Raw genomic sequence first — 20,912 nt, 5'->3', positions numbered from 1 at the left:
TCGTGCAAACCGGCTCGACCGGCCTGGACCCCGCATCACCGTGCGGGACCGGCCGCAGTTCGGGATCTGCCGTTTACGGCTTTTCGAGCAGCTTGCCCCCGTGGTTGCGCACCGCGCGTTCCAGCGTGCCGCGCAGGAACCCGAGCAGCGGCGGCAGGTCCATCTCGATCACCACGCGGTCCTCGTGCACCTCGATCCGACCGTCGATCCGCTGGCCCACGGCGGTGATCTCGAGATCCATCCGGTCTTCGTCGGGCCAGCTTGTCTCGACCGTGGCCATTCCGGGCGGGAAGTAGCTGCCGATCTCGTGCCCGTGTTCGTGCATGCGGCGGCGCACTTCCTCGCGGCCGAGCGTATGGGGCAGAGTGACGCGCATCGGTCAGCGCGACTGCTTGTCTGTTTCGCGTGTCGTCGTGAAGTCCGGCAGCGGCACGCCGGAACCTTCGTCACCGCGCATATCGGCGATCAGTTCGTCGCCGCCATAGCGGTATTCGAGATAGCGCGACTTGATCGCCAGATCGTCGAGCGCGCCCTCGGCCAGCCGCCGGGTCACCCGGTCGACTTCGCCCGACAGCTTGGTCAGGCTTTCGGTCAGGCGCTGGTCGGCGGTCTTTCCGGCGTGCTCTTCCGACCGCATGTGCTCGGGCACCTTGCGGTAATTGTCGATCGTTTCGGGGATGTACTCGCCCACCAGCTCGCGCACCTCGTTCATCGCCGGATGCCCGGCGTCGATGGTTTCGAGCTGCAACCCGAGCGCGTCGAGCTGCACGCCAAGCTGCTCGACCAGCTTGACCGCAGGCGCTGGCAGCGCCGGGCGCTGCGCCTCGAGCCAGAGTTCGAGGCGCGCAACCATCTGCTTGGGGTTGCCCTGCTTCAGTTCGCCGCGCCTGGGCACCTTCACTCTGGGATATTGCGAGAAAATGTAGGCCGCGCCGAGGATCGCGAAGAACGCCGCCACGACGCCCCAGAAGCCGATCCCGCCGAGGATCATGCCCGCGATCGACACCGTGACCATGATCGCCACCAGCGCCGCCCCGAAATAGCCCGCGCGCTTGATCCACGTCTTCAGCCGGACGTCGGCCGAGCCCTTCCCGATCGGCGGGCCGGGGCGATGCGTCCCGCCCGAGCGCTGCACGGCGAGCGACTGGCCCGCCGCGTTCAGGATCTGGTCCGAATGCCTGGTCGTATCGCTCACGGAGGTTCCTGTCAGCTATCGAGCGCCAGCAGCGATGGTTCGGAAGCGACCTTGGCCTGCGCCTGCGCCTGCCCTTCGGCGCGGGCGATATAGCCTTTCGACTTTTCGACTTCGCTGGACAGGACGTTGACGGTTTCCTTCATGCTCGCCAGCGCGCGGACCTTGAACTCGTCGACTTCGTCCATCGTGTCGTAGATGTTCTGGAAGGCGCGCTGCAGCGTTTCGAGCGGGATCGTGCTCGCCGCTGCCTGTTCGTGGATCTGCCCGGTCTGTTCGCGCAGCAAAGTGCTGGTCGAATCGATGATGTCGCTGGTGGTCTGGTTGAGCGAGGTGATCTGCTGCAGCACCAGCTTCTGGTTGGTCATTGCCTGCGCCACGGTGACGGCGGTGCGCAGCGCGCCCACGGTCGTGGTGCTGGCGCGGTCGACGCCTTTCACCAGTTCGATATTGTTCTTCTTGACCAGATCGAGCGCGAGATAGCCCTGCACGCTGACCGCCATCTGCGTCAGCAGATCCTGCGTGCGCTGGCGGACGTAGAACAGCGCGCTTTCGCGCAGCGCCTTGGCCTTGGCCGGATCGGACGAATCGAGCTCCAGCGCCTTGGCTTCCAGCCGTTCGTCGAGCGTCTTGGCGATGTGGATCATCTGCTCCAATTCGCCCATCGCCTCCCACAGCTTCTGTCGCTCGGTGTCGATCGCCGCGTTGTCGAGATGGAGCTCCTTCTTGCCGGAATCGAGCCGTTCGAGGATCGCCTGGATGTGGCCCTGCGCGCTGGTGTAGCTGTCGAAATAGTTCTTCAGCTTGTTGCCGAACGGGATGATGCCGAACAGCTTGCGCGGGGTCAGCAGCTTGTTCTTGCGGCCGGGATCGAGATCCTCGACCGTGCGGCGCAATTCGGCAAGATCGCTGCCGACGCTGCTGTCGGCGTCCATCGCGCGTACCGGACGATCGAGAAATCGGTTCGAGTGCCCGGCGGCGGCGCGGATCTGTTCCTGACCCATGCGGGTGATCTGATCGACCTTCTCGCCGAATGCGGGCGAGTTGGCATCCTGCGACACCAGATCGTCGACGAAGGCGTCGACCTTGGTATCGAGCTTGGACTTCTGTTCGGTGGTGACCGGGACCAGACCCGCCGCCTTTTCGGGAGCGACCACCGGCACCGGATCGGGCGGGCTCAGCTCGAAATCGGTCGCGGTCTTGGTCGCGGTGGCCAGCTTGGTTTCGGGCGAAGTCTCGGTGTTCATGCGGTTCGTCTGCTCCCTCCTGCGCGCCCCGCTCCATTCGTCCCGGTACGCGGCCCTGATCTTTCCTGACTGTATTAGTGATCTAAAACACGAGTTTCAAGAATGCCTGTTTCACGGCCTTGCGTCCAATCATTTGCGTCGGTGCTTCCGTTCGTCGCAATTTGCTCGTAAACGCGCGGCCTCAAGCGGGAACGAACCAGACCAGTGAACGACGCGACCTCTTCACAGCCCTCCGAACCCCTCGCTCCAAGCGAAACGCCCGAGCGTGACGCGGCGAACCGCGCGACCGAGCAGCGATCGAGTTTCGGCAGCGTGGTGTTCAGCCTGCGCCGCTGGTGGCTGCGCGACGTCATCGGCACGGTCGACCAGGCCGAAGTGATCGAGAAGCGACGCGAAGACTGCGCGATGTCCGAACGCTACATGTTCATGACCGCCATGAGCGCGGGCATCGCGGTGCTCGGCCTGCTGCTGTCCTCTCCGGCGGTGGTGATCGGGGCGATGCTGCTGTCGCCCTTGATGGGTCCGATCATGGGCCTCGGTTTCGCGCTGGCGATCGGCGATTACCAATGGCTCAAGCAATCGGCGCGCAGCCTGGGCTGGGGCACGCTGATGGCGATCGGGCTGACGGCGGTGCTGGTCTACCTCTCGCCGATCCAGACGATCACGCCCGAGATCGCCTCGCGCACCCAGCCCAACCTGTTCGACCTGTTCGTCGCGCTGTTCTCCGCTTTGGCGGGCGCCTATGCGATGATTCGCGGGCGCGAAGGCACGATCGTCGGCGTGGCGATCGCCACCGCGCTCATGCCGCCGCTCGCGACCGTGGGCTTCGGCCTTGCGACCTGGAACTGGACGGTGTTTTCGGGTGCGCTGCTGCTTTACGTGACCAACCTCATCACCATCGCGCTGACGGCGTGGGGGATGGCGCGCCTGTATGGCTTCAAGACGTCGCTGAGCTCGCGCAACACGCTGTTCCAGAATGTGGCGGTGGCTGCGGTGTTCATCGGGCTGGCGGTGCCGCTGGCATTCTCGCTGCAGCAGATCGCGTGGCAGACCAACGCGCAGCGGATCGTGCGCGCCGAGATCGAGGAAAGTTTCCAGGGGCGCGGGCGGCTGAGCGAGATTGAAATCGAGTTCGCCGCTGCCCCGATTGCGGTCAATGCGACGATGCTGACCCCGGTGTTGCGCAACGATGCCGAATCGGAAATCGAGCGGGCGCTCTCGTCGCGGCTCGGTCAGGACATCGAGCTGACCCTGACGCAGTTCCAGGTCGGAACCAGCGCCAGCGCCGCCGAGCAGGCGCAGCTGACCGCCGCCCGCGCCAACGAGGAGGCCGCAGCGGTCGAACGCGCGGAAATGCTGGCGCGGCGGCTTGCCCTGGTTGCCGGGGTGACCGAGAGCGACGTGACGGTCGATCGCACCCGCCGCCGCGCGACGGTGCGCGCGCAGGAACTGGAGGACGCGACGCTCACCACCTATCGCATTCTCGAACAGCGCATCGCCGCGACCGAACCGGAATGGACCATCGAACTGGTGCCGCCGGTCGCACCGCTGCCATCCGCAATCGCATTTGAGGATAGCGGACCCACGATCGAAGGCGCGCGCGCGCTCAGCACGATTGCCTGGGCGGCGACGCGGATCGACCTGCCTGTCGTGCTGGTGGGCGATGCCGAACAGGGATCGATGGCCGCGGAAATTCTCGCCCGCAGCGGAGTCGACGTTACCGTGCAGACTGCACCCGGCACCTTGCGCGCGCAGTGGGGGAAAGTGGGAAGCGAGTGAGCTTACGCCGCCAGTTGTAGCGGCACGATCTCGCCCGACAGGTACAGCTTCTTGGCCTTGGCGCGGCTGAGCTTGCCCGATGAGGTTCGCGGCAGCGTTCGCGGCGGAACCAGCTCGACGACGCAGCTCATGCCGGTCACCGAACGCACCTTGTCGGCGATCTGTTCGCGCAGTTTCACGCGCTCTACGGGATCGGAAACGCGGCAATGCACCAGCACCGCCGGGGCTTCCTCGCCATTGTCGGTCTCGACCGCGAAAGCGGCGATGTCGCCGTGGTTGAAGCCGGGCAGCTGCTCAACCGCCCATTCGATATCCTGCGGCCAGTGGTTCTTGCCGTTGATGATGATCATGTCTTTCGCGCGCCCGACGATGAACAGATATCCATCCGCCAGATAGCCCATGTCGCCGGTGTCGAGCCAACCATCCACCAGGCAATCCTCGGTCGCTTCCTCGTTGCGGAAATAGGAATGCATCACGCTGGGGCCGTGACACCAGACCTTGCCGATCTGGTGGTCGCCGCGGGCATGGCCGTCTTCGCCGCGGATTTCGACCTTCATGTCTGGCAGCGCCTTGCCGCAATTGACGATCGCGCGGTAGCGCGCCGGGCGCGAAATGTCGCGCGGGGTGCCCGACAGGCGCTCTTCCTCGACCAGTTCGACGCGTATTCCTTCGCCCGGCGGCATGACCGTAACTGCCAGCACGGCTTCGGCGAGGCCATAGGACGGGGTGAAGGCGCTGGCCTTGAACCCGGCATCGGCAAAGGCATTGACGAATTGCTGCATCACGTCGGGGCGGATCATGTCGGCGCCGTTGCCCGCGACCCGCCAGCGCGACAGGTCGAAGCGTTCGGCGACGTGGCTCTGGCTCGAAATGCGGCGCGCGCAGATGTCGTAACCGAACGTCGGCGAATAGGACAGCGTATTGCCCTTGTTGCGGCTGATCATGTCGAGCCATGCCAGCGGTCGGCGGGCGAAGGCGTCGGGCCTGAGATAGTCGCCGGATACCTGGTTGGCGATCAGCGACAGGAAGCAGCCGACCAGGCCCATGTCGTGATACCACGGCAGCCAGCTGACGCAGCGATCGTTTGCGCCCAGATGCATCGTGGTCGAATGACCGTAGAGGTTATGCAGCAACGCCTCGTGCGTCACCGCCACTCCGGTCGGAAACCGGGTCGAGCCGCTGGAATATTGCAGGTAACAGATGTCTTCGGGGCCGGTTTCGGGGAAGTCGCATTCGGGCGCGGGGCGCTGTGCGAAATCCTGCCAGCTTTCGCCCTTGCAACCCTGGCGCGCGGCGGCAGCCTGCGCCATTTCGCCGATCTCTTCGGGAAAGATCAGGATCGTCGGGTCAGAGCTCTGCAATTGCACCGCGAGCTGGTCGATATAGCTTTCCTTGCCGCCGAACGTGGTCGGCAAGGGCAATGGCACGGGCCACGCCCCGGCATACACGCAGCCGCAGAACAGTGCCGCGAACTCGGGGCCAGTTTCGGCGATCAACGCTACGCGATCGCATTTGCCGATCCCGCTGGCAACGAGTCGCCGACCCATTTCGAGCGCATCCGCGCGCATTTCGGAGTACGGATACACGCGCTCGAGTTGTCCACGCATATCGTGAAAATTGAGTCCCTTTTCGCTGCGCGCAGCGTAATCGATCGCCTCGTGAAAGGTTGCAAATTGCGCACGAATGCGGGGTAACCCGCAGTCGTTCGGCGTCGGCGTCATTGCGGCGTCGGTCATTTTCTTCGCGATACCCGTAATTTGCGGCGCGGCCCTGCGCGTCCTATCATATCCCCAACGCGCACGGGATGGCTTTCCGCGGCGCTCCAATTTTTCCCATTTGATAAGGACTGTGGCACCAATAAGGCAAAATGGTTTCATCTGAAACTAAATCACCCTCGGGTCGTCGCGGAAAAAGCAACCGCAAGCGCCCGCTCGACGAGACCGCGTTGCGCGATCTCGCGCTGTCTTATGCCGCTCGTTACGCCACCACCGGCGCAAAACTCGAAGCCTATCTCGCCCGCAAGATACGTGAGCGCGGCATCGCCGAAGGCGAGGATGGCCGCGACCGCGCGCTCGACGTGAAAGCGCTCGTCGCGCGGCTGATCGAGCTCGGCTATGTCGATGACGAAGCCTATGCACGAATGCGCAGTCGCGATCTCACCGCGCGCGGATACGGCAAGCGGCGGGTCGAACAGGCGCTGTGGGCTGCAGGGGTGGATGAGCAGATCCGCACCGACCATGCGCCGGGGGAAGCCGACAGTCGCCGCGCGGCGATCCTGCTGGCGAAAAAGCGCGGATTCGGCGCGTTCGGGCACCGCATCGACAACGCGGCTCCCGCGGACACGCAACGCGCCGCGAAAGAGAAACAGATTGCCGCAATGTTGCGCGCGGGCCATGACTTCGGGCACGCGCGGTTCATCGTCGAGGCAGCAGCTATCGGCGATATCGAAGATTGGCTGGTAGAAGCGCAGGACGGCGAAACCGGCGACCGGCAGGAGGACGGACCATGGTAAGATTGGCGGCGCTGGCTGGCGTTTTGGTGCTGGCGGCATGTTCGCAGGCCGAAACCGGGCCGGCACTGGCGCAGGCATCGGAAACAGCGCAGATATCCGATACCGCAGTGGCCACGCATCCGGTTTCGGGCCTCAATCTGATCGATCTCGCGGTGGTACGCGGCGACAAACGCATCCCTTTCAGGGTAGAGCTCGCCGACACGCCGCAGGCGCAGGCCAAGGGGTTGATGTTCCGCACTGAACTTGGCGATTTCGAAGGAATGCTGTTCCCCTCGCAGGAGCCGCAGGCGCGCAGTTTCTGGATGAAGAACACCCCGCTCTCGCTCGATATCATTTTTGTCGGGGTCGACGGGCGGATCAGCAACATCGCCGCCGACACCGTGCCATACTCGCTCGATTCGGTACCATCGGATGGGCTGTCGATCGCGGTGCTCGAATTGCGCGCGGGCCGCGCCAAAGCGCTCGGAATTGTCCCGGGCGACCGGGTCGAATGGACGCTCCCCGATTGAGTTTCCGGCTTGGCTCACCCGGCCATATCCGCTAACCGCCCGGCCATGGGCCTGTTCGGAAAGATATTCACCTGGTGGGATGGTGCCACGCTCGGCACGCAGTGGTGGGCGAGCCGCGTCGGCGGCGAGCATGTCGGCACCGATGCGCAAGGCAACAAGTACTACCGCGCCAAGGCGAAGGACGGTCCGAATACCGGATCCTACACCCAGAATGCGAAGCGCTGGGTCATCTATGCCGGGGCCAATGATGCGAGCCGCGTGCCCGCCGAATGGCACGGCTGGCTGCATGGCGCATTCGACGATGTGCCCGAAAGCCATCTCCCGCCACCCAAGGTGTGGGAAACCGACTACACGCCCAACGCCACCGGAACGCCCGCGGCCTATCGTCCTCAGGGTGCGCTCGAACGCGGCGGCAAGCGCGCCCGCGCGGTCGGCGATTACGAGGCCTGGACGCCCGAAGGTTGAACGCCGCGATGCTGCGTCCGCCCCTTGTCGCTGCCGCGCTGTTCGCGCTCGCCGCATGCGGCGGTGACCAGCAAGAGCCCGAAACGGTCGAAGTGCCGATCGGCGAATCCGAAACTTCGCAGGGAAATGCGGCTGCCGCCGCGCCGGTTATCGATGCCGAAGGCGCGACCCCGATGGAAGAGCGGGTCGCGACGATCGGCCTGCTCAACAAGCGCAACAATGTCACCGAAGACCTCGAAATGCGCCCCGGCGAATCGCGCGAGGTCGGGCCGGTGATCGTGCGGCTGTCGGCCTGCGAACGCACCGCGCCGTGGGAAATGCCGCAGGAAACCGGCGCATTCGTGCAGGTCGAAGTGCTCGAGCGCGGACGGTCGCAACACACTCGCGTCTTTTCCGGCTGGCTGTTCAAGCAATCGCCCAGCCTCAACGTGGTCGAGCACCCGATCTACGACGTCTGGGTCAAGGACTGCGCGATGAGCTTTCCCGGCGAGTGACCCGGTTCTCCCTGAACGAAATGCGCCAGCGCCTCATGCAGGCTTGAGCGGGGCGGGCCGGCGGCCTGCTGCACCAGCCCGAGATATTGCGGCTGGGGGAGTTCCACCGCGCCCAGCGAGGCGAGGTGTTCGGTCATGAATTGGCAATCGAGCAGGGCGTAGCCCGCCTGGCGCATCAGCGCGACCAGCCATGCGAGTGCGACCTTGCTGGCGTTGTCGGCGCGGCTGAACATGCTTTCCCCGCAGAACACCCGGTTGAACGCGACACCGTAGAGCCCGCCGACCAGATCCGGTGCCGCTTCGGGATCGTCGTGCGGTGCGGACCAGCATTCGAGCGAATGTGCATGGCCCGCGCTGTGCAATTGCAGATAGCTGGCGACGATCCGCTCGCTGATCCAGCTTTCTTCGTGCCCGGGACGCGGCTCGGCGCAGGCGCGGATCACCCGCTCGAAAGCCCGGTCCAACGTGACCGTGAAACGGTCCTGCCGGATCGCCTTGCGCAGGCTCCTGGATATACGAACACCGTCGAGCGGTATGATTGCCCGGTCGCGCGGCTCGACCCAGAAGACTTCGCGATCTTCGCGCGCATCGGCCATCGGGAAGATTCCGCTGCGATAGGCGAGCAACAGCGTATCGACCGGGATCGGCGCGCGCGCGGCTGGATCGAAGGGCGAATGCATGCCGGACAATGTAGCACCATCGGAAGCGCTTGCCAGCCATGCCTGCCGATCGCTGCGATATCCTGTGTTGCCTATCGGGTGACGCTCGGATAAAGGCCCGTTTCCCGTGCAGGGGTGTAGCTCAGCTGGTAGAGCATCGGTCTCCAAAACCGAGGGCCACGGGTTCGAATCCTGTCACCCCTGCCATTTCCCCGGCCTTTGCCAGCAAACGCACCAAGACGGTATTGGGTAGCAAATGCACAAATGGCTTTATCGCGATTTGAGTCGCTGTAGTGCTGTTTCCCCAAGCATCAATGCTGAGTCGGTTGCAGGTGTGGGCTTTCGCACTATCGTGTTGCGGGGGAGGTCCATTTGCTTACCAAAACTCCAGCCATCAAGCATATCGAAGAAGTCCCCGTCGGGAGCATCTTCTATTACCCTTACTTAGGTGAGGGAATGCTTTGCCTGTCGGCGAGATTTGATGGACAAAATCCAGACAGATCGACAGTTGTCGTTCCTTTGTCTGGGGAAGCGCCAAGCAGCCATTCCCTGCATACAGTTTTTATCGATAACCTGTCAGGCCATGCAGCCGTCGTCGATGAGCTTAGGGCTGAGGTTGACTTATCGTCAGCGACAAATTCAGAAAATACATCGGCTTGGGTCGCACCGGATGGACTTTATGTTCGATTGCAGAACGAGCGTCCCATGATGCGGCAGTGTTTGCGGCTCAATGATGGGGTAATCCGGTCTTCGGTGCCGACGACCGCGATCGGCTTCACTCGCTGGAAAGTGGTTTTGGACGATGATCCAAATACCGAAGTCTGGTCGTCCGATGTGCTCACACAAGCAGAAAGCAATGGGGTCTAATATGGCTGATAAGCCCGAAAACAAAGCTGGCAAAGACAAATCGCAAGACAAGAGTGTCATCAGCACGCAGAAAACGGAGTTGCGTGATAGTGGTAAAGGCACCCGACCGCTCACCGAGCAAAAGGTGACTTCAAACCTAAAGCCTCCTACTCGACCGAACAAAAAGTGAATGAAGAGCAGCGCCTCGACGAGCGCTTCAGACTGGAATACCGTGCGGAGTATTCAGCACGATACCACAGGCGGCGCGCTTCTTTTTTGATCGGCCTAGATAAACTCTCGAACCTCATATCTATCATCGCGGGGACGAGCGTTTTCGTTAGCCTTATACAAGGAGGACCTACTCTCATCGCACAATTGGCGGCTTTGTTGATCTCTGCACTTGCCATAGGACAGGTAGTCTACGGTTTCGGGGCAACAGGTGCTCGCCATGCGGAATGGATGAAAGCTTGGGAAAAACTGGCCAACGATATTCGCGCTACGCCTGATCCTAGTGAGGATGATTTACGCGAGTGGAACCAAGCTAGGGCTGAAATCGAAGGTGACTGTGTCAGTGAATTGAGAGCGCTCGCGAATGATTGCGAAAATCAAACCAGAACGCACATGGGGATCACTGAGGGGTTAGTGAGAATTGGGCGTTTTCAGCGCTTATTTATCCATCTCGGAACCTTTCAAGTCGATTTTCCTGAAATCAAAAAGACAGCTACTCCCTCGCGCCCAAAAGAGGGTGGCGAAAGCAACTGATCTTTAAGTCTCAGGTCGCATAGCCGCTCCGTGTCTATTAGATTGGTGATGGGCGTTTCGAAATGAATCAGCAGCGCTACGAGGCAAGGCACTTCGGTGTCCGATGCGATGTTTGCGGCTTCGCCGCAGTCGTCACATTTGGGCCAATACCCGACCGCCGATACTCAGAAGACCCCAATGATCGCTCTGACCGTTGCACTCATCCGAATGCCTCGGACATGATGACAGACGATTGTCCCAATTGGACGCGTTGCCGCAACAACGGGGTGCCCTTAGATGAACAGGGCAACATCATCGCTGAGGAATGACCCAGCGATGGACGAAATCGAACCTTAGTCCACCTTCTTTCGTGTATTCGTAATTTTCGACAATTCCCCAAACACCGGGGGCGGTGCCCCAGCCTTCATAGGGGATGCCGTCTACGGTGATTTCGCGTCCGTCAGGCAGCTTGAGGGTCGTCTCATGTGGGACGAACCAATCCTCACGTCGGCTAGGATATTCCTTCGCCATCGTACCTTCCAATAATATGTGGGGATGCTCGCTAGCCCATCGCAATCGAGCGACACAGAGTATACTCAAATCTTAACCTAAAGTCAAGTTTAGGTTAAGCCTTGTTTTGTGCCTGCTGGTATGTCGCCCGTCAGAGCGGCCACGTCACACCCCATCGCCCGACACAGCCTCACCAGCGAGACAAAGGTCAGGTTGTGCTCGCCTCTCTCGATCCGGCCGACATAGCTGCGATCGAGCCCAGCCTCATTGGCTAAACCTTCTTGCGACATGCCGAGTTCCTTCCGCTTGGCGCGGATGCGTTGGCCGAGAATGTCGAGATATGGGTCCACCCTTCCCAATCTCGACAGTGCGGACTATCAGTCCACGGAGTATGAATCCCGCTGTTAACCTTTGGCGCGATTCTTTTGGCAGGAGGGATAATCAATGCACTGGGTGGTCAAAGGCTCTGGGGCGATCGTTCTGGCCATTGCATTTGTGGCTGCCCTTGGAGAGGCAGGGCGTGAGCGTTCGGTTGCTCAGGAGGGTGAGACGATCAAGGGTTCCCAAACAGAACCGCAAGCAACCGTCCTCGGTGACGCAATTAGTAGCGAGCCTCCTTCCGATGACACTACGGCTCTGGAAGAGGCCATCCTTGAGGCGTTCTCAGGAGATGAGGACAGATCGCCAGAAGAGGAGAAGCGGTGGCGACAATCGGTGGATTATGTGAGCGCTTCAATCAACGTGAAAGGCTATCTTTGTGCCATACCATACGAGATGTTGAAGGTTGACCAATCCCATTACGGAATTGGGTGCATAACAAACCGGGATGGAACTGGGCAGTCTAACTACTTGGTCAACGTCCGGACGGGCGCGGTCGAGCCGATTTGATGCTCTGGTTGATTGGCCTTCTCATCCTCGCAGCCATTGTTAGCCGGGGCGCTCGTGATCTGATCAAAGGCCTCATGACGCTCGTAATTGGGGGCCTGTTTCTGCTTGTCGGATATGTGATCGTCTAGGCTTCAATTGCGCACTGTATCCGACCGGTCGCCACCATTACACGCCGACAAACACCATCCTCGTCGGCGTCCTCCAAATGACCAAGGACGAACCTGGACTGCGCGACTAACTCTGCAAGCTCATCGACACTTTGGCAGTCGAGATCGATCGTGAGCGGCAACGACTGGCCTATCAAGTGAATCGTGAAGGTAGCCACTACACGGCCTTCCTGCGCCGCGTCCGCTGATAATAGCCTTTCATGGGTGTTGGCGGGTGGTGGAGCACGCCCGCCAGAACATTGACGAATTTATCGCCGTTCGGGACACGGCAGTGGCGCTCCCGCCACGCACCTTCGCCGTTATAGACGTGAGCATATTGCGAGGAGAACGAGAAGTAGACTCCCCGATACATACGCTTGAAGCGTGAGAAGTAGGATTCCGCCAAATTCGTCGAAACGCCCTTGCCGTCCGAATAACGGTCCTTGTGCTTGATCTGTTTGACCTCGGGGAAGATCGCGAAGAGGGCGTTCCACGCTGAATGTTCGTCAACAAACGGCCGCCCTTCGATGTCGGCAACCTGACCGATCACTCTAGCTAACTGCGCTTCGTTTCCGAGAAACGGTACGACGCGCCCACCGGGCTTCCTTTCCCTCAGGATCGAGACAGTTGTGACTTTGGATTCGTCGCGGCGTGGCTGCTTCTTGCGAGCTTCGGCCTCGTTGGCTTTGCGGACGCTGCCACCAAACGACGTGCTGTCCATCTCGAAGTCACCTTCCACCAGTTCCGAAGTGACGTAACTGGTTGCTGTGTGGCGGAGACGTTGCCCAAGGTGCCAACCCGATTTGTGATTGCACTTGAGTTGACGTTTCATTTCGAGCCCGGCCAACCCAGACTCGGTATCCACCCACAGCAGAGCGCCGAGGAGGATTTTCTTAAAGCTGAGCTTCCGGCCATGAAAACCGGTCCCCGATGTCACGGAGAACTGCTTGAGGCACTTCTTGCATTTGAATAGGCGGCGCGTGCGAACTTCGCCTGTCTTTCGATTCTTGACCGTCCGATTGATCCTGTAGGCGACCTCGCAATCACACCAAACGCAGTGTGGCTCTCCGTTCGTCTTAGCGAACCGGATTAGCTCAACCGCACGCTCGCATTCGTCCTCGGACATATCGGTGATGTCGAGAATACCAAGGCTGACGGAAGCCGATGAAGTGTGAAAGTGTTTCGCTTTTTCCTCCGATACGTTACGTTCGTATCGGATGTGACACATATGTCCCAGATTCGCAAGAGCCTTTGTGTCACTTCTGGCGATAAATATGTCATATGTGAGATTTATGTCCCAAAAAGGTGATAAGCTGGCAGCCCGAATCCTCCGCGCCGAAATGGTCCGGCGCGAGGTGAGCTATGCCGATCTGTCTGAGTTGTTGGCGGCAGAGGGGATCGAGGCATCCGAGGCGTCGATCAGGAACAAGGTGAGCCGAGGGTCCTTCACGGCAGATTTCTTTCTCTCCGCGTTGGCCGTGATGAACGTAGAGACCCTACGGCTCACCGAGTGATCATTTCCGGCTGGACTCCTATATCGGAGTCAAGTAATAGCGCTGCGTGGCGCGTGTAATGCGCACGACATCACCCTCCTTTCTATGACAAAGGGGCGTGTGAAAGAGACCCCAGATCGGTTGCCGCCGCTCTGGGGTTTCGCTTTCTCAAGCGAACGAATCGTCATTTAAAGAAAAATATTGACCTTGCAAGGGTTTTTTGTCTTGGCAATGGCCATTCATATTTGTCCGAGTCGCTATTAATAGTCAATCTGTAAAGTGAATAGCTCAAGTTTTATTTGAAAATCACGTGTCACAATCAACTTCTATAGTTGTGCTCTATAGTTCGTCGCCATTTTCCACGAGTGAGAACCACCGGCGTGGGTAGTGGTTATCGTGGGAGATGGGGGCTCCAAGCTGAATCTGGCGCTTGAGGCCCGCGTTGACGGTATTGGCGGCTGTATCAAGCTCTTCATCTGTGAAGGTCTCGTGACCCTCTCTGCGGATGGCCTCGGCTGCGATCTCTCGCACTGTCATCGGCTCGAACGCCTCACGAAGGATCGCAAGGGTCAGCTTGGTCCCGTTGCCGAACTTGATCAGATTATGATGCACAAAGGGCTTTTTTGGATCGAGATGATCAGGCGTCCAACTCGGATGGTCATCCTGAATCCAACGAATGCCGTTCTCGATTCGATTCTCGATCTCTTGTAGCCGAGCCTTCATCGTGTCGATGTTGCCAACGAGCTTTTCGGCCTTTTGAATCCGATTCTCCAGATCGCGCCGCTCACCAAGGAGGGCACGCATCTTCCTTTCGTTCGAAGCTAGTCTGTTTGTTTTTGCCATGCCCCATAGGATCGCTGGGGCGGGCGGAAAGCGCTAGATGGCTCTTGGTGCGTTTGCTGGCAAAGGCCGCATTTCCCTTTCTCTCCGGACGCACACACCGCCTGACGGGGAACCGCAGGCGTCGTTCGCCCGTTCTCCTGAATGAAACCTAACCGGTTCGGTCAGCTTCGCGCCAGACGAACCGTGCGATTTCATCGCCGAACCGAGTTTTGGAACGAGTCTGGAGATCCAAATGAGTCACTACAGTTTCCGCAGTTCGCGGCCCGACAGCTGGACCAGCCCGCGCCCCTACAGCGATCCGTCGCTGCGGGCGCTGGCCTATGGTCCCATCCGCCCGATGGAGGAGCCAAGCTGGCTCGAACGGCTGTTTGGCCGCAACTAGGCCGTGATGCGGGCGCGTCTTGCGATGCGGATGCGCCCGCCCGGCTTGCCTAGTACTCCTCCGGCTCTTCGGGCGTTTCCGCGCCGTAGTCGCGCCCCGCGCTCCGCTCGCCCTTGGCCAGCTTGAACACCACGCCCGACAGCAGCGCGAGCGCCAGCAGGTTGGGCAGCGCCATCGCCGCGTTCGAGATATCGCCAAGACGCCACACCAGCTGCGACGGCTGGGTCGCGCCGACGAAGATCGCGACGCACCAGATCACCCGCCAGATGATGTGCAGCACCTTTTCGCCGCGCAGGGTCGATCCCGGCACCCGGTCGTAGATGAACGTGATCGCGCGCTCGCCGTAATACGACCAGGTCAGCAGCGTGGTGAATACGAACAGGATCAGCGCGACGCTGACCACCAGCGTCCCCAGCGGGATCCCCGCGATCAGCGTCGGGAAAGCCGCGCTGTAGGCAGCGATGGTGGTGGCCACACCGGCGGTCTCGACCGTGCTGAGGTCCGATTGCCAGACATGCTCTACCGCCTGCCCGCCGCCGGTGAAATCGCCCTGGACGGTCAGGATCACCAGCGCCGTCATGGTGCAGATCACAATCGTGTCGATGAACGTGCCGAGCATCGCCATGCGACCCTGCTGTTCCGGATCGTCGGTCTGCGCGACCGCGTGCGCAATCGGGGTCGACCCCTGGCCCGCCTCGTTCGAGAACAGCCCGCGCGCCACACCGGCGCGGATCGCGATGATGATCGCTGCGCCGACGAAGCCGCCCTCGGCCGCCTGGTTGTTGAACGCGCCCGCGAAGATCCGGCTGAAGGTTTCGGGCAGGTCGCCCGCATTGAGGATCAGCGCGATGATCGCCAGCACGATGTAGGCTGCGGCCATGAACGGCACGACCTTTTCCGCGACGTTGCCGATCGACTTGATCCCGCCGATGATGACGACGAACACCGCGATGGCGACGATCAGGCCGCCGACCCAGCGCTCGATACCGAACAGCTCGTAGAGCCCGGTCGCGACCTCGTTCGACTGGATCGAGTTGCCCGTGACCAGCGCGGAAAACAGCGTTCCGATGCAGAAGACGATCGCCAGCCATGTGTATTTCGGCCCAAGCCCGATCATGATGTAGCTCATCGGGCCGCCGCGCTTGGTGCCGTCGCTGGTGGTTTCACGATAGCGGATCGCGAGCGAGCCTTCGGCAAACGCCAGCGCCATGCCGATCAGCGCGGTCACCCACATCCAGAACACCGCGCCCGGACCGCCCCACGCGATCGCAAAGGCGACGCCGGCGAGATTGCCGGTGCCGACCTGTCCCGAAAGCGCGGTGGAAAGGGCTGCAAACGGCGAGATTTCACCCGAACCGGACCCCTTGCGGCCCGCGAACAGCCCCTTGATCGCCGAGCCGAACTTGATGATCGGATAGAACTTGAGACCGATCATCATCCACAGCCCGATGCCGAGCAGGATCACCGTCATCGGCGGGATCGGAATTCCGCCGATCTGCAGGATCTGCTCGCCCTGCCATTCGCCTCCCCAGATGAAGTCCGAAACGTTGACGACGCGGTCGACGAGCGATGTCGACCCGGCTTCGTTGGCTGCCATGTGCTTAAAGTCCCCTCAGTGCGGCCCGATCCCGTCGCGACCTTGAACTGCGGCGCACGCTAATGCGGCGGCCCGGCGATGGCTAGCCCCCGCGCACGAAGCCCGGCACGCTTGATTTTGTGCAACACCGCGCGTAATGGCTGCGCCGTCTTCCGACATCGGTAGCCAGCCAGCCCCTCCCGGACCTTGTCCGGGGCGGCGCGGAGCCCTACCTGAAAGCGGAAGCGAACCCGCAGTTAAGGACGAAGGCTGCCATCATGGCCGAAGAGAAGAAGCGCAAGACCTCGATCCCCGAATTCGTGAACCAGGTGCGCGCGGAGACCGGCAAGGTCGTGTGGCCGACGCGCGAGGAGACTATCCGGACCGCGATCTTCGTGTTCATCTTCATGGTGATCCTGGCGCTCTTCTTCCTCGGACTGGACAGCCTGTTCCGCGCGGTGGTCAATTTCCTGCTTGCGCTGATCTGACGCGCAGCCTTTTCACGCTTTCAATCTTCAAGGACGATTCATGGCCCGCTGGTACATCATCCACGCCTATTCCGGTTTCGAGAACAAGGTCCGCGATGCGATCATCGCCGAAGCCGAGCGGCTGGGCCTGTCCGAAGGCGTCGAGGAGGTCGAAGTCCCGACCGAAACCGTGACCGAGATCAAGCGCGGCAAGAAGGTGCAGGTCGAACGCAAGTTCATGCCCGGCTACGTCCTCGCCAAGCTCAACATGACCGACGACATCTACCACCTCGTCAAGAACACGCCGAAGGTGACCGGATTCCTGGGGAGCGGCAACAAGCCGCAACCGATCAGCGAGAAGGAAGCCGCGCGCTATTTCGGCGGGGTCGAGGAAGCCAAGGCCGCGCCCAAGAAGGACATCAGCGTCGATTACGAGATCGGCGACCAGGTCAAGGTGCTCGACGGCCCGTTCGCGAGTTTCAACGGCGTGGTCGAGGAACTCGATTTCGACAAGGCGAAGGTCAAGGTTAGCGTCTCGATCTTCGGCCGTGCGACACCGGTCGAGCTCGATTTCGAACAGGTCGAACTGGTCAAGTAAGACCGCCGGCAATTCACGGTTGCCCAATCCTGCGCTCCGCCGCATGCTGGCGGCGTGCAACTGCCGGTAATCTTCAGGCTCGCCTTTGCCGCCTTGGCGGCGCTCGTCTTGTCGTCGTGCATCGCGGCGCCGCCCGGTGCGAGCTCTCCACCCGGGCCGACGTGGCGTACCGTCACCGCCGAAGGGCAGCCAAGCGCGCGGCATGAGGCCGGCTTCATCGCGTTCGGCGGCAAGCTCTACCTGATCGGCGGACGCGGGATGAGGCCCGTCGATATCTTCGATCCGACGACGCGCACCTGGACAGAAGGTGCGACGCCTCCGTTCGAGATGCACCATTTTCAACCCATCGTTGTCGGGGATGAAATCTGGATCGTTGGCGCCTTTACCGGTGGCTGGCCGAACGAAACACCGCCCGATCGTGTCTGGCGCTACCTTCCGCGCGAAGACCGCTTCGCCGAAGGCATCGCGCTGCCGCCAGACCGCCTGCGGGGGGCGGCGGAGTCGTCCATTATGGCGGGCGCATCTGGTGGGCGGGCGGGATTACCAATGGCCACCTCGGAGGCACAGTCGGCTGGCTCGACAGCTACGAACTCGCCACCGGCAAGTGGCGACGCCATGCCGACATGGCGCACCGCCGCGACCATTTCCAAATGCTCGCCCATGGCAACCGCCTGTTCGCGGCCGGGGGGCGCAGGACCGGCGAAGATCCCGACAACGGGTTCGAGCCGACCGAGCCGCAGGGCGACATCTTCGACATCGCCGACGATCGCTGGCTGGCAACTGTTCCCGCCTTCACGCTTGCCGAACCCCGGGCCGGGCTGATGGCGGCAGTGGTGCATGGCAGGCTGGTCTATGCCGGCGGGGAAAGCGGCGCGCAGCCGGCGGCGCATGCGGCGGTTGAGGTGTTCGCCCCCGATACGCTGGCGAGAGCCCAGTGGCCTGCGCTGATCGCAGGGCGCCACGGCACCGGTATCGTCCTCGCCGACGGACAGGCCTTCGTCGCGTCGGGATCGGGCAATCGTGGCGGCGGTCCCGAACTGACCTCGATCGAGGCGTTCGCGGTGCCCGGTCCCGAATTGCCGCTTGCGGGAATGGCGCATCACCCGGTGATGTTCGATTTCGCTGTCGCGCAGGAGTTCGCCGAAGCCGACCGCACGACCTTTACCGATCACCGGCTGATGGCGACCTTCACCCCGGTGAGCGGAGGCGAGCCGATCGCCGTGCGCGGCTTTTTCGCGGGTGACGGGGACGCCGCCGACAGCGGCGCGGAATCGGGCGGGATCTGGCGGCTTCATTTCACGCCGCCTGATGCGGGCGAATGGCGCTGGAGCGCTCGACTCGCACACGGAGAAGACATCGCGATCGATCTCGACCCGGACGCGGGCGAAACGCTGCCGGGAGGGCGCTGGTCCGGCAATCTCGCCGTTGCCGAGAACAGCGACGGATCGGGTGGCTGGACCGGCCGGGCGCTGGGGCCCTTGCACGCGCGCGATGGGGCGATGCGCGTGAATGGTGGACGCAGATGGTACAAGAGCGGCAGCAACAGCCCCGAAAACCTGCTCGCCTATACCGGGTTCGACGGCACCTGGCGGGTCGGCGGAAACGCGCGCGATGGCGAGGCCGACAGCGGCAGCGAGTTGCACCGCTTCGCCCCCCATGTGAATGATTGGCGCGCGGGCGATCCGCAATGGGGCGCGGGACGCGGGCGAGGACTGGTGGGCGCGATCAACTATCTCGCCGCTGTCGGCGTCAATTCGCAGTATTTCCTGACCTGGAATGTTGCGGGCGACGGGAAGGATGTCTGGCCGCATGCCGAACCCGGCGACTTCTTCCGTTTCGATATCAGCAAGTTGGCGCAATGGAACCGGGTTTTCGGACACATGCAGGCGCGCGGGATCGCGCTCCATGTGGTGCTGCAGGAAACCGAAAACGAGCTGCTGATGGATGGCGGCGACACCGGGCGCGAGCGGCGGTTCTACCTTAGCGAGCTGGCGGCGCGCTTCGCCCATCACAACGGGTTGATCTGGAATCTCGGCGAGGAAAACGGACCGGTGCATTGGCGGCCCGAAGGCCAGAACACTGCGCAGCGCAAGGCGATGATCGACTGGATTTCGGCAATCGATCCCTATGACCGCCCGATCCTGCTCCACACCCATTCCGAAGCGGTGGACAAGGATGCAATCCTGACCCCGCTGCTCGGCTATCCGGGTCTCGACGGGCTGTCCTTCCAGGTGTCCGATCCCGAGATGGTGGGGTCCGAGACGGCGAAATGGCTGCGCCTGTCGCGCGAGGCGGGTCGGCCGTGGGTCATCAGCATGGACGAGATCGGACCATGGCAGGACGGCGCGGTGCCTGACGCCAATTCGCCCGACGGCCACGACCGGTTGCTTGCGCTTGCGATGCGCGCGCATCTGGCGGCGGGCGGGCAGGGGGTCGAATGGTATTTCGGCGCGCACCACCCGCACAACGATCTGACTGCCGAAGACCTGCGCTCGCGCGACCTGCTGTGGCGCAAGGCAGCGGCGATCCGGCGGGAATGGGAAGCGCAGAAGCGCTAGGAGTTACTTCGCCTTCTTGCGAGCGCGTTTGGCGGGCTGCTTCATCGCCGCAAGCTCGGCGTCGATCGCGCTGGCCTGCCCGAGCGCGGCGATCTCGGCATCGACGGCATCGGGCGACGGCTCGTCGCTCTCCTTTTCCGCAAAACTTGCCCGGCGGTCGAGCGCGTCGATCCGATCCAGCCTTCTGGCGGTGCGACTGTCGCTGCCGGCATCCGCGTCTGCGGACCCTTCGGCATCACCCGTGGCAGCCGCGATCCGCGCCCCGACTTGCGCGCGTTTGGTTTCCAGTTCGGCGACGGCCGCTTCGATCTCGGCCAGTTCTTCGGCCAGCGTGGCGGCCTCGGCACGCATCGCCGCGACCCTCTTGCGGTCGCTCTCGCGCGTGAGCAACGCCGCGCGAGCCAGGTCTTCACGCTTGTGATCGACCGCGACCTTGGCCTTGGCCGTCCACTCTTCCGCGGTTTCCGCCAGTTTGGCGGCGGTCTGGACCTTGCGCTCGTGCGCGCGCCTGAGCTTCGCAAGGTCGCCGTACAGCGTGATCAGCGTTTCCTCGATCTCCGATTGCAGCAGCCGCAGCATCTTGCGCTGGTCGCCGGCCCTGCTGACCAGGCTATCGACATTGCTCGAAACGAGTTCGCGTACACGGATCGCGACATGGATCACGGATTGCCCCCTTGGTTTGTCTTTGGCGAGAGCAATAGTCTGGAATACTTAACAATTGAAGGGGCTTCTCGAAACCGACGAGCATGACGCCGCGCGCAATTCTACTCCGGATGATCGTGCCGGCTCGGGAGCCGGAGGACCGAATCCCTTGGAAAAACGGTCGCAATTCGTGCTGGCGAATCGCCCTCTTCGCCCGTTGCGCAACCGAATCACCTTTCGGTTGATTTCCGTTGGCTTCGCGCCTATCTGCGCCGCTCCCATCACATCGACGGGAACTCCACGCGGGAGGTTCGTGAGAACGGGCTGCTCGACCGCTTAACATGACCCCGGACCCTGATCCGGGG

At 62.0% G+C, this 20,912-nt stretch carries 26 protein-coding genes and 1 tRNA gene; 16 read left to right on the top strand and 11 right to left on the bottom strand.

Annotated features, from left to right (window positions below; genetic code table 11):
• Positions 1-73: 73 nt before the first annotated feature.
• Genes KDC96_RS10445 through KDC96_RS10435 form a run of 3 tightly spaced genes read right to left on the bottom strand, consistent with a single transcriptional unit; the run spans position 74 to position 2,439 of the window.
• Positions 74-376 (bottom strand): polyhydroxyalkanoic acid system family protein, encoded by a 303-nt coding sequence (locus KDC96_RS10445; protein WP_212448383.1) that lies wholly within the window; start codon positions 374-376, stop codon positions 74-76.
• 3 nt (positions 377-379) lie between these two features.
• Positions 380-1,195 (bottom strand): hypothetical protein, encoded by an 816-nt coding sequence (locus KDC96_RS10440; protein ID WP_212448382.1) that lies wholly within the window; start codon positions 1,193-1,195, stop codon positions 380-382.
• Positions 1,196-1,206: 11 nt separating this feature from the next.
• Positions 1,207-2,439, bottom strand: coding sequence for a toxic anion resistance protein (locus tag KDC96_RS10435; protein ID WP_249171755.1), 1,233 nt, complete (start codon positions 2,437-2,439; stop codon positions 1,207-1,209).
• A 204-nt stretch (positions 2,440-2,643) separates the two neighbouring features.
• On the opposite strand from KDC96_RS10435, the gene KDC96_RS10430 reads away from it, so the two are divergent.
• A complete protein-coding gene (locus KDC96_RS10430; protein WP_212448381.1) occupies positions 2,644-4,218 on the top strand; it encodes a TIGR00341 family protein in 1,575 nt (524 codons plus the stop codon).
• 2 nt (positions 4,219-4,220) lie between these two features.
• On the opposite strand, the gene KDC96_RS10425 is transcribed toward KDC96_RS10430, so the two are convergent.
• A complete protein-coding gene (locus KDC96_RS10425) occupies positions 4,221-5,954 on the bottom strand; it encodes a fatty acyl-AMP ligase (protein WP_212448380.1) in 1,734 nt (577 codons plus the stop codon).
• Between the two features lie 131 nt (positions 5,955-6,085).
• Between KDC96_RS10425 and KDC96_RS10420 the strand changes: the two genes are divergently transcribed.
• From KDC96_RS10420 to KDC96_RS10405, 4 genes are read left to right on the top strand one after another with little or no spacing between them, the layout of a single operon-like run.
• Positions 6,086-6,730 (top strand): regulatory protein RecX, encoded by a 645-nt coding sequence (locus KDC96_RS10420; protein ID WP_212448379.1) that lies wholly within the window; start codon positions 6,086-6,088, stop codon positions 6,728-6,730.
• A complete protein-coding gene (locus KDC96_RS10415; protein WP_212448378.1) occupies positions 6,724-7,239 on the top strand; it encodes a DUF192 domain-containing protein in 516 nt (171 codons plus the stop codon). Before KDC96_RS10420 ends, KDC96_RS10415 begins: the two co-directional genes overlap by 7 nt.
• 45 nt (positions 7,240-7,284) lie before the next feature.
• Positions 7,285-7,704 (top strand): NADH:ubiquinone oxidoreductase subunit NDUFA12, encoded by a 420-nt coding sequence (locus tag KDC96_RS10410; protein WP_212448377.1) that lies wholly within the window; start codon positions 7,285-7,287, stop codon positions 7,702-7,704.
• Between the two features lie 8 nt (positions 7,705-7,712).
• Positions 7,713-8,198: a DUF2155 domain-containing protein gene (locus KDC96_RS10405; RefSeq protein WP_212448376.1), complete on the top strand. Its 486-nt coding sequence runs from the start codon at positions 7,713-7,715 to the stop codon at positions 8,196-8,198.
• On the opposite strand, the gene aat is transcribed toward KDC96_RS10405, so the two are convergent.
• A complete protein-coding gene (aat, locus tag KDC96_RS10400) occupies positions 8,150-8,878 on the bottom strand; it encodes a leucyl/phenylalanyl-tRNA--protein transferase (protein ID WP_212448375.1) in 729 nt (242 codons plus the stop codon). The two genes, KDC96_RS10405 and aat, sit on opposite strands and share 49 nt — an antisense overlap.
• A 110-nt stretch (positions 8,879-8,988) precedes the next feature.
• Here aat and KDC96_RS10395 point away from each other — a divergent pair.
• The 4 genes from KDC96_RS10395 (at position 8,989) to KDC96_RS10380 (ending at position 10,465) form a co-directional block, all read left to right on the top strand.
• Positions 8,989-9,064, top strand: a tRNA-Trp gene (locus tag KDC96_RS10395).
• A 165-nt stretch (positions 9,065-9,229) separates the two neighbouring features.
• Positions 9,230-9,724, top strand: coding sequence for a hypothetical protein (locus KDC96_RS10390; RefSeq protein ID WP_212448374.1), 495 nt, complete (start codon positions 9,230-9,232; stop codon positions 9,722-9,724).
• 1 nt (position 9,725) lies between these two features.
• On the top strand, positions 9,726-9,893 hold the full coding sequence (locus KDC96_RS10385) for a hypothetical protein (protein WP_212448373.1): 168 nt from the start codon (positions 9,726-9,728) through the stop codon (positions 9,891-9,893).
• Positions 9,890-10,465: a hypothetical protein gene (locus tag KDC96_RS10380; protein ID WP_212448372.1), complete on the top strand. Its 576-nt coding sequence runs from the start codon at positions 9,890-9,892 to the stop codon at positions 10,463-10,465. The genes KDC96_RS10385 and KDC96_RS10380 overlap by 4 nt, the downstream gene beginning before the upstream one ends.
• A gap of 291 nt (positions 10,466-10,756) precedes the next feature.
• Here KDC96_RS10380 and KDC96_RS10375 read toward each other — a convergent pair whose 3' ends face one another.
• Both KDC96_RS10375 and KDC96_RS10370 read right to left on the bottom strand, forming a co-directional pair.
• Positions 10,757-10,975, bottom strand: a complete 219-nt coding sequence (locus KDC96_RS10375) for a hypothetical protein (protein WP_212448371.1) — start codon at positions 10,973-10,975, stop codon at positions 10,757-10,759.
• Between the two features lie 89 nt (positions 10,976-11,064).
• Positions 11,065-11,304: a helix-turn-helix domain-containing protein gene (locus tag KDC96_RS10370; RefSeq protein WP_249171754.1), complete on the bottom strand. Its 240-nt coding sequence runs from the start codon at positions 11,302-11,304 to the stop codon at positions 11,065-11,067.
• A gap of 94 nt (positions 11,305-11,398) precedes the next feature.
• Here KDC96_RS10370 and KDC96_RS10365 point away from each other — a divergent pair, with 94 nt between their 5' ends.
• On the top strand, positions 11,399-11,842 hold the full coding sequence (locus tag KDC96_RS10365; RefSeq protein ID WP_212448370.1) for a hypothetical protein: 444 nt from the start codon (positions 11,399-11,401) through the stop codon (positions 11,840-11,842).
• Positions 11,843-12,166: 324 nt separating this feature from the next.
• On the opposite strand, the gene KDC96_RS10360 is transcribed toward KDC96_RS10365, so the two are convergent.
• Positions 12,167-13,216: an IS1595 family transposase gene (locus KDC96_RS10360; protein WP_212448369.1), complete on the bottom strand. Its 1,050-nt coding sequence runs from the start codon at positions 13,214-13,216 to the stop codon at positions 12,167-12,169.
• Positions 13,217-13,280: 64 nt separating this feature from the next.
• Between KDC96_RS10360 and KDC96_RS10355 the strand changes: the two genes are divergently transcribed.
• Complete coding sequence (locus KDC96_RS10355; protein ID WP_212448368.1) at positions 13,281-13,502, top strand: DUF6471 domain-containing protein; 222 nt, start codon at positions 13,281-13,283, stop codon at positions 13,500-13,502.
• Between the two features lie 318 nt (positions 13,503-13,820).
• Here KDC96_RS10355 and KDC96_RS10350 read toward each other — a convergent pair whose 3' ends face one another.
• Entirely contained in the window at positions 13,821-14,324 is a 504-nt protein-coding gene (locus tag KDC96_RS10350) for a hypothetical protein (RefSeq protein WP_212448367.1), read from the bottom strand.
• Positions 14,325-14,556: 232 nt separating this feature from the next.
• On the opposite strand from KDC96_RS10350, the gene KDC96_RS10345 reads away from it, so the two are divergent.
• Positions 14,557-14,706 carry a hypothetical protein gene (locus tag KDC96_RS10345; RefSeq protein WP_212448366.1) on the top strand — a complete coding sequence of 50 codons (150 nt, stop codon included), beginning with the start codon at positions 14,557-14,559 and terminating at the stop codon, positions 14,704-14,706.
• A 49-nt stretch (positions 14,707-14,755) separates the two neighbouring features.
• Here the strand turns inward: KDC96_RS10345 and KDC96_RS10340 are convergent, their stop codons facing one another.
• Positions 14,756-16,303: a sodium:alanine symporter family protein gene (locus tag KDC96_RS10340; protein ID WP_212448365.1), complete on the bottom strand. Its 1,548-nt coding sequence runs from the start codon at positions 16,301-16,303 to the stop codon at positions 14,756-14,758.
• A 257-nt stretch (positions 16,304-16,560) separates the two neighbouring features.
• Between KDC96_RS10340 and secE the strand changes: the two genes are divergently transcribed.
• Genes secE through KDC96_RS10325 form a run of 4 tightly spaced genes read left to right on the top strand, consistent with a single transcriptional unit; the run spans position 16,561 to position 19,905 of the window.
• Positions 16,561-16,770 (top strand): preprotein translocase subunit SecE, encoded by a 210-nt coding sequence (gene secE, locus KDC96_RS10335; RefSeq protein WP_212448364.1) that lies wholly within the window; start codon positions 16,561-16,563, stop codon positions 16,768-16,770.
• A 40-nt stretch (positions 16,771-16,810) separates the two neighbouring features.
• Positions 16,811-17,347 carry a transcription termination/antitermination protein NusG gene (gene nusG, locus KDC96_RS10330; RefSeq protein ID WP_212448363.1) on the top strand — a complete coding sequence of 179 codons (537 nt, stop codon included), beginning with the start codon at positions 16,811-16,813 and terminating at the stop codon, positions 17,345-17,347.
• 54 nt (positions 17,348-17,401) lie between these two features.
• Positions 17,402-18,169 carry a kelch repeat-containing protein gene (locus tag KDC96_RS16420; RefSeq protein ID WP_249171753.1) on the top strand — a complete coding sequence of 256 codons (768 nt, stop codon included), beginning with the start codon at positions 17,402-17,404 and terminating at the stop codon, positions 18,167-18,169.
• Positions 18,169-19,905: a DUF5060 domain-containing protein gene (locus tag KDC96_RS10325; protein ID WP_371815555.1), complete on the top strand. Its 1,737-nt coding sequence runs from the start codon at positions 18,169-18,171 to the stop codon at positions 19,903-19,905. The genes KDC96_RS16420 and KDC96_RS10325 overlap by 1 nt, the downstream gene beginning before the upstream one ends.
• Before the next feature lie 3 nt (positions 19,906-19,908).
• Here KDC96_RS10325 and KDC96_RS10320 read toward each other — a convergent pair whose 3' ends face one another.
• Positions 19,909-20,568, bottom strand: coding sequence for a PspA/IM30 family protein (locus KDC96_RS10320; protein WP_212448361.1), 660 nt, complete (start codon positions 20,566-20,568; stop codon positions 19,909-19,911).
• Positions 20,569-20,912: the final 344 nt, after the last annotated feature.

The sequence above is a fragment of the Erythrobacter sp. JK5 genome, from assembly GCF_018205975.1.
GTDB lineage: Bacteria > Pseudomonadota > Alphaproteobacteria > Sphingomonadales > Sphingomonadaceae > Erythrobacter.
Note: the sequence above shows the minus strand (reverse complement) of the source record. Positions and strands in the feature narration are given on the sequence as shown.

What these genes read in the sequence shown, in the direction of transcription:
- KDC96_RS10420 (WP_212448379.1), top strand. Translation starts at nt 6,086, where the DNA reads ATGGTTTCATCTGAAACTAAATCACCCTCGGGTCGTCGCGGAAAAAGC.
- KDC96_RS10325 (WP_371815555.1), top strand. Translation starts at nt 18,169, where the DNA reads ATGGCGGCAGTGGTGCATGGCAGGCTGGTCTATGCCGGCGGGGAAAGC.
- KDC96_RS10445 (WP_212448383.1), bottom strand. Translation starts at nt 376, where the DNA reads ATGCGCGTCACTCTGCCCCATACGCTCGGCCGCGAGGAAGTGCGCCGC.
- KDC96_RS10340 (WP_212448365.1), bottom strand. Translation starts at nt 16,303, where the DNA reads ATGGCAGCCAACGAAGCCGGGTCGACATCGCTCGTCGACCGCGTCGTC.
- KDC96_RS10355 (WP_212448368.1), top strand. Translation starts at nt 13,281, where the DNA reads ATGTCCCAAAAAGGTGATAAGCTGGCAGCCCGAATCCTCCGCGCCGAA.
- secE (WP_212448364.1), top strand. Translation starts at nt 16,561, where the DNA reads ATGGCCGAAGAGAAGAAGCGCAAGACCTCGATCCCCGAATTCGTGAAC.
- KDC96_RS10415 (WP_212448378.1), top strand. Translation starts at nt 6,724, where the DNA reads ATGGTAAGATTGGCGGCGCTGGCTGGCGTTTTGGTGCTGGCGGCATGT.
- KDC96_RS10345 (WP_212448366.1), top strand. Translation starts at nt 14,557, where the DNA reads ATGAGTCACTACAGTTTCCGCAGTTCGCGGCCCGACAGCTGGACCAGC.
- KDC96_RS10385 (WP_212448373.1), top strand. Translation starts at nt 9,726, where the DNA reads ATGGCTGATAAGCCCGAAAACAAAGCTGGCAAAGACAAATCGCAAGAC.
- KDC96_RS10425 (WP_212448380.1), bottom strand. Translation starts at nt 5,954, where the DNA reads ATGACCGACGCCGCAATGACGCCGACGCCGAACGACTGCGGGTTACCC.
- KDC96_RS10365 (WP_212448370.1), top strand. Translation starts at nt 11,399, where the DNA reads ATGCACTGGGTGGTCAAAGGCTCTGGGGCGATCGTTCTGGCCATTGCA.
- KDC96_RS10405 (WP_212448376.1), top strand. Translation starts at nt 7,713, where the DNA reads ATGCTGCGTCCGCCCCTTGTCGCTGCCGCGCTGTTCGCGCTCGCCGCA.
- KDC96_RS10375 (WP_212448371.1), bottom strand. Translation starts at nt 10,975, where the DNA reads ATGGCGAAGGAATATCCTAGCCGACGTGAGGATTGGTTCGTCCCACAT.
- KDC96_RS10410 (WP_212448377.1), top strand. Translation starts at nt 7,285, where the DNA reads ATGGGCCTGTTCGGAAAGATATTCACCTGGTGGGATGGTGCCACGCTC.
- aat (WP_212448375.1), bottom strand. Translation starts at nt 8,878, where the DNA reads ATGCATTCGCCCTTCGATCCAGCCGCGCGCGCGCCGATCCCGGTCGAT.
- nusG (WP_212448363.1), top strand. Translation starts at nt 16,811, where the DNA reads ATGGCCCGCTGGTACATCATCCACGCCTATTCCGGTTTCGAGAACAAG.
- KDC96_RS10350 (WP_212448367.1), bottom strand. Translation starts at nt 14,324, where the DNA reads ATGGCAAAAACAAACAGACTAGCTTCGAACGAAAGGAAGATGCGTGCC.
- KDC96_RS10435 (WP_249171755.1), bottom strand. Translation starts at nt 2,439, where the DNA reads ATGAACACCGAGACTTCGCCCGAAACCAAGCTGGCCACCGCGACCAAG.
- KDC96_RS10360 (WP_212448369.1), bottom strand. Translation starts at nt 13,216, where the DNA reads ATGTGTCACATCCGATACGAACGTAACGTATCGGAGGAAAAAGCGAAA.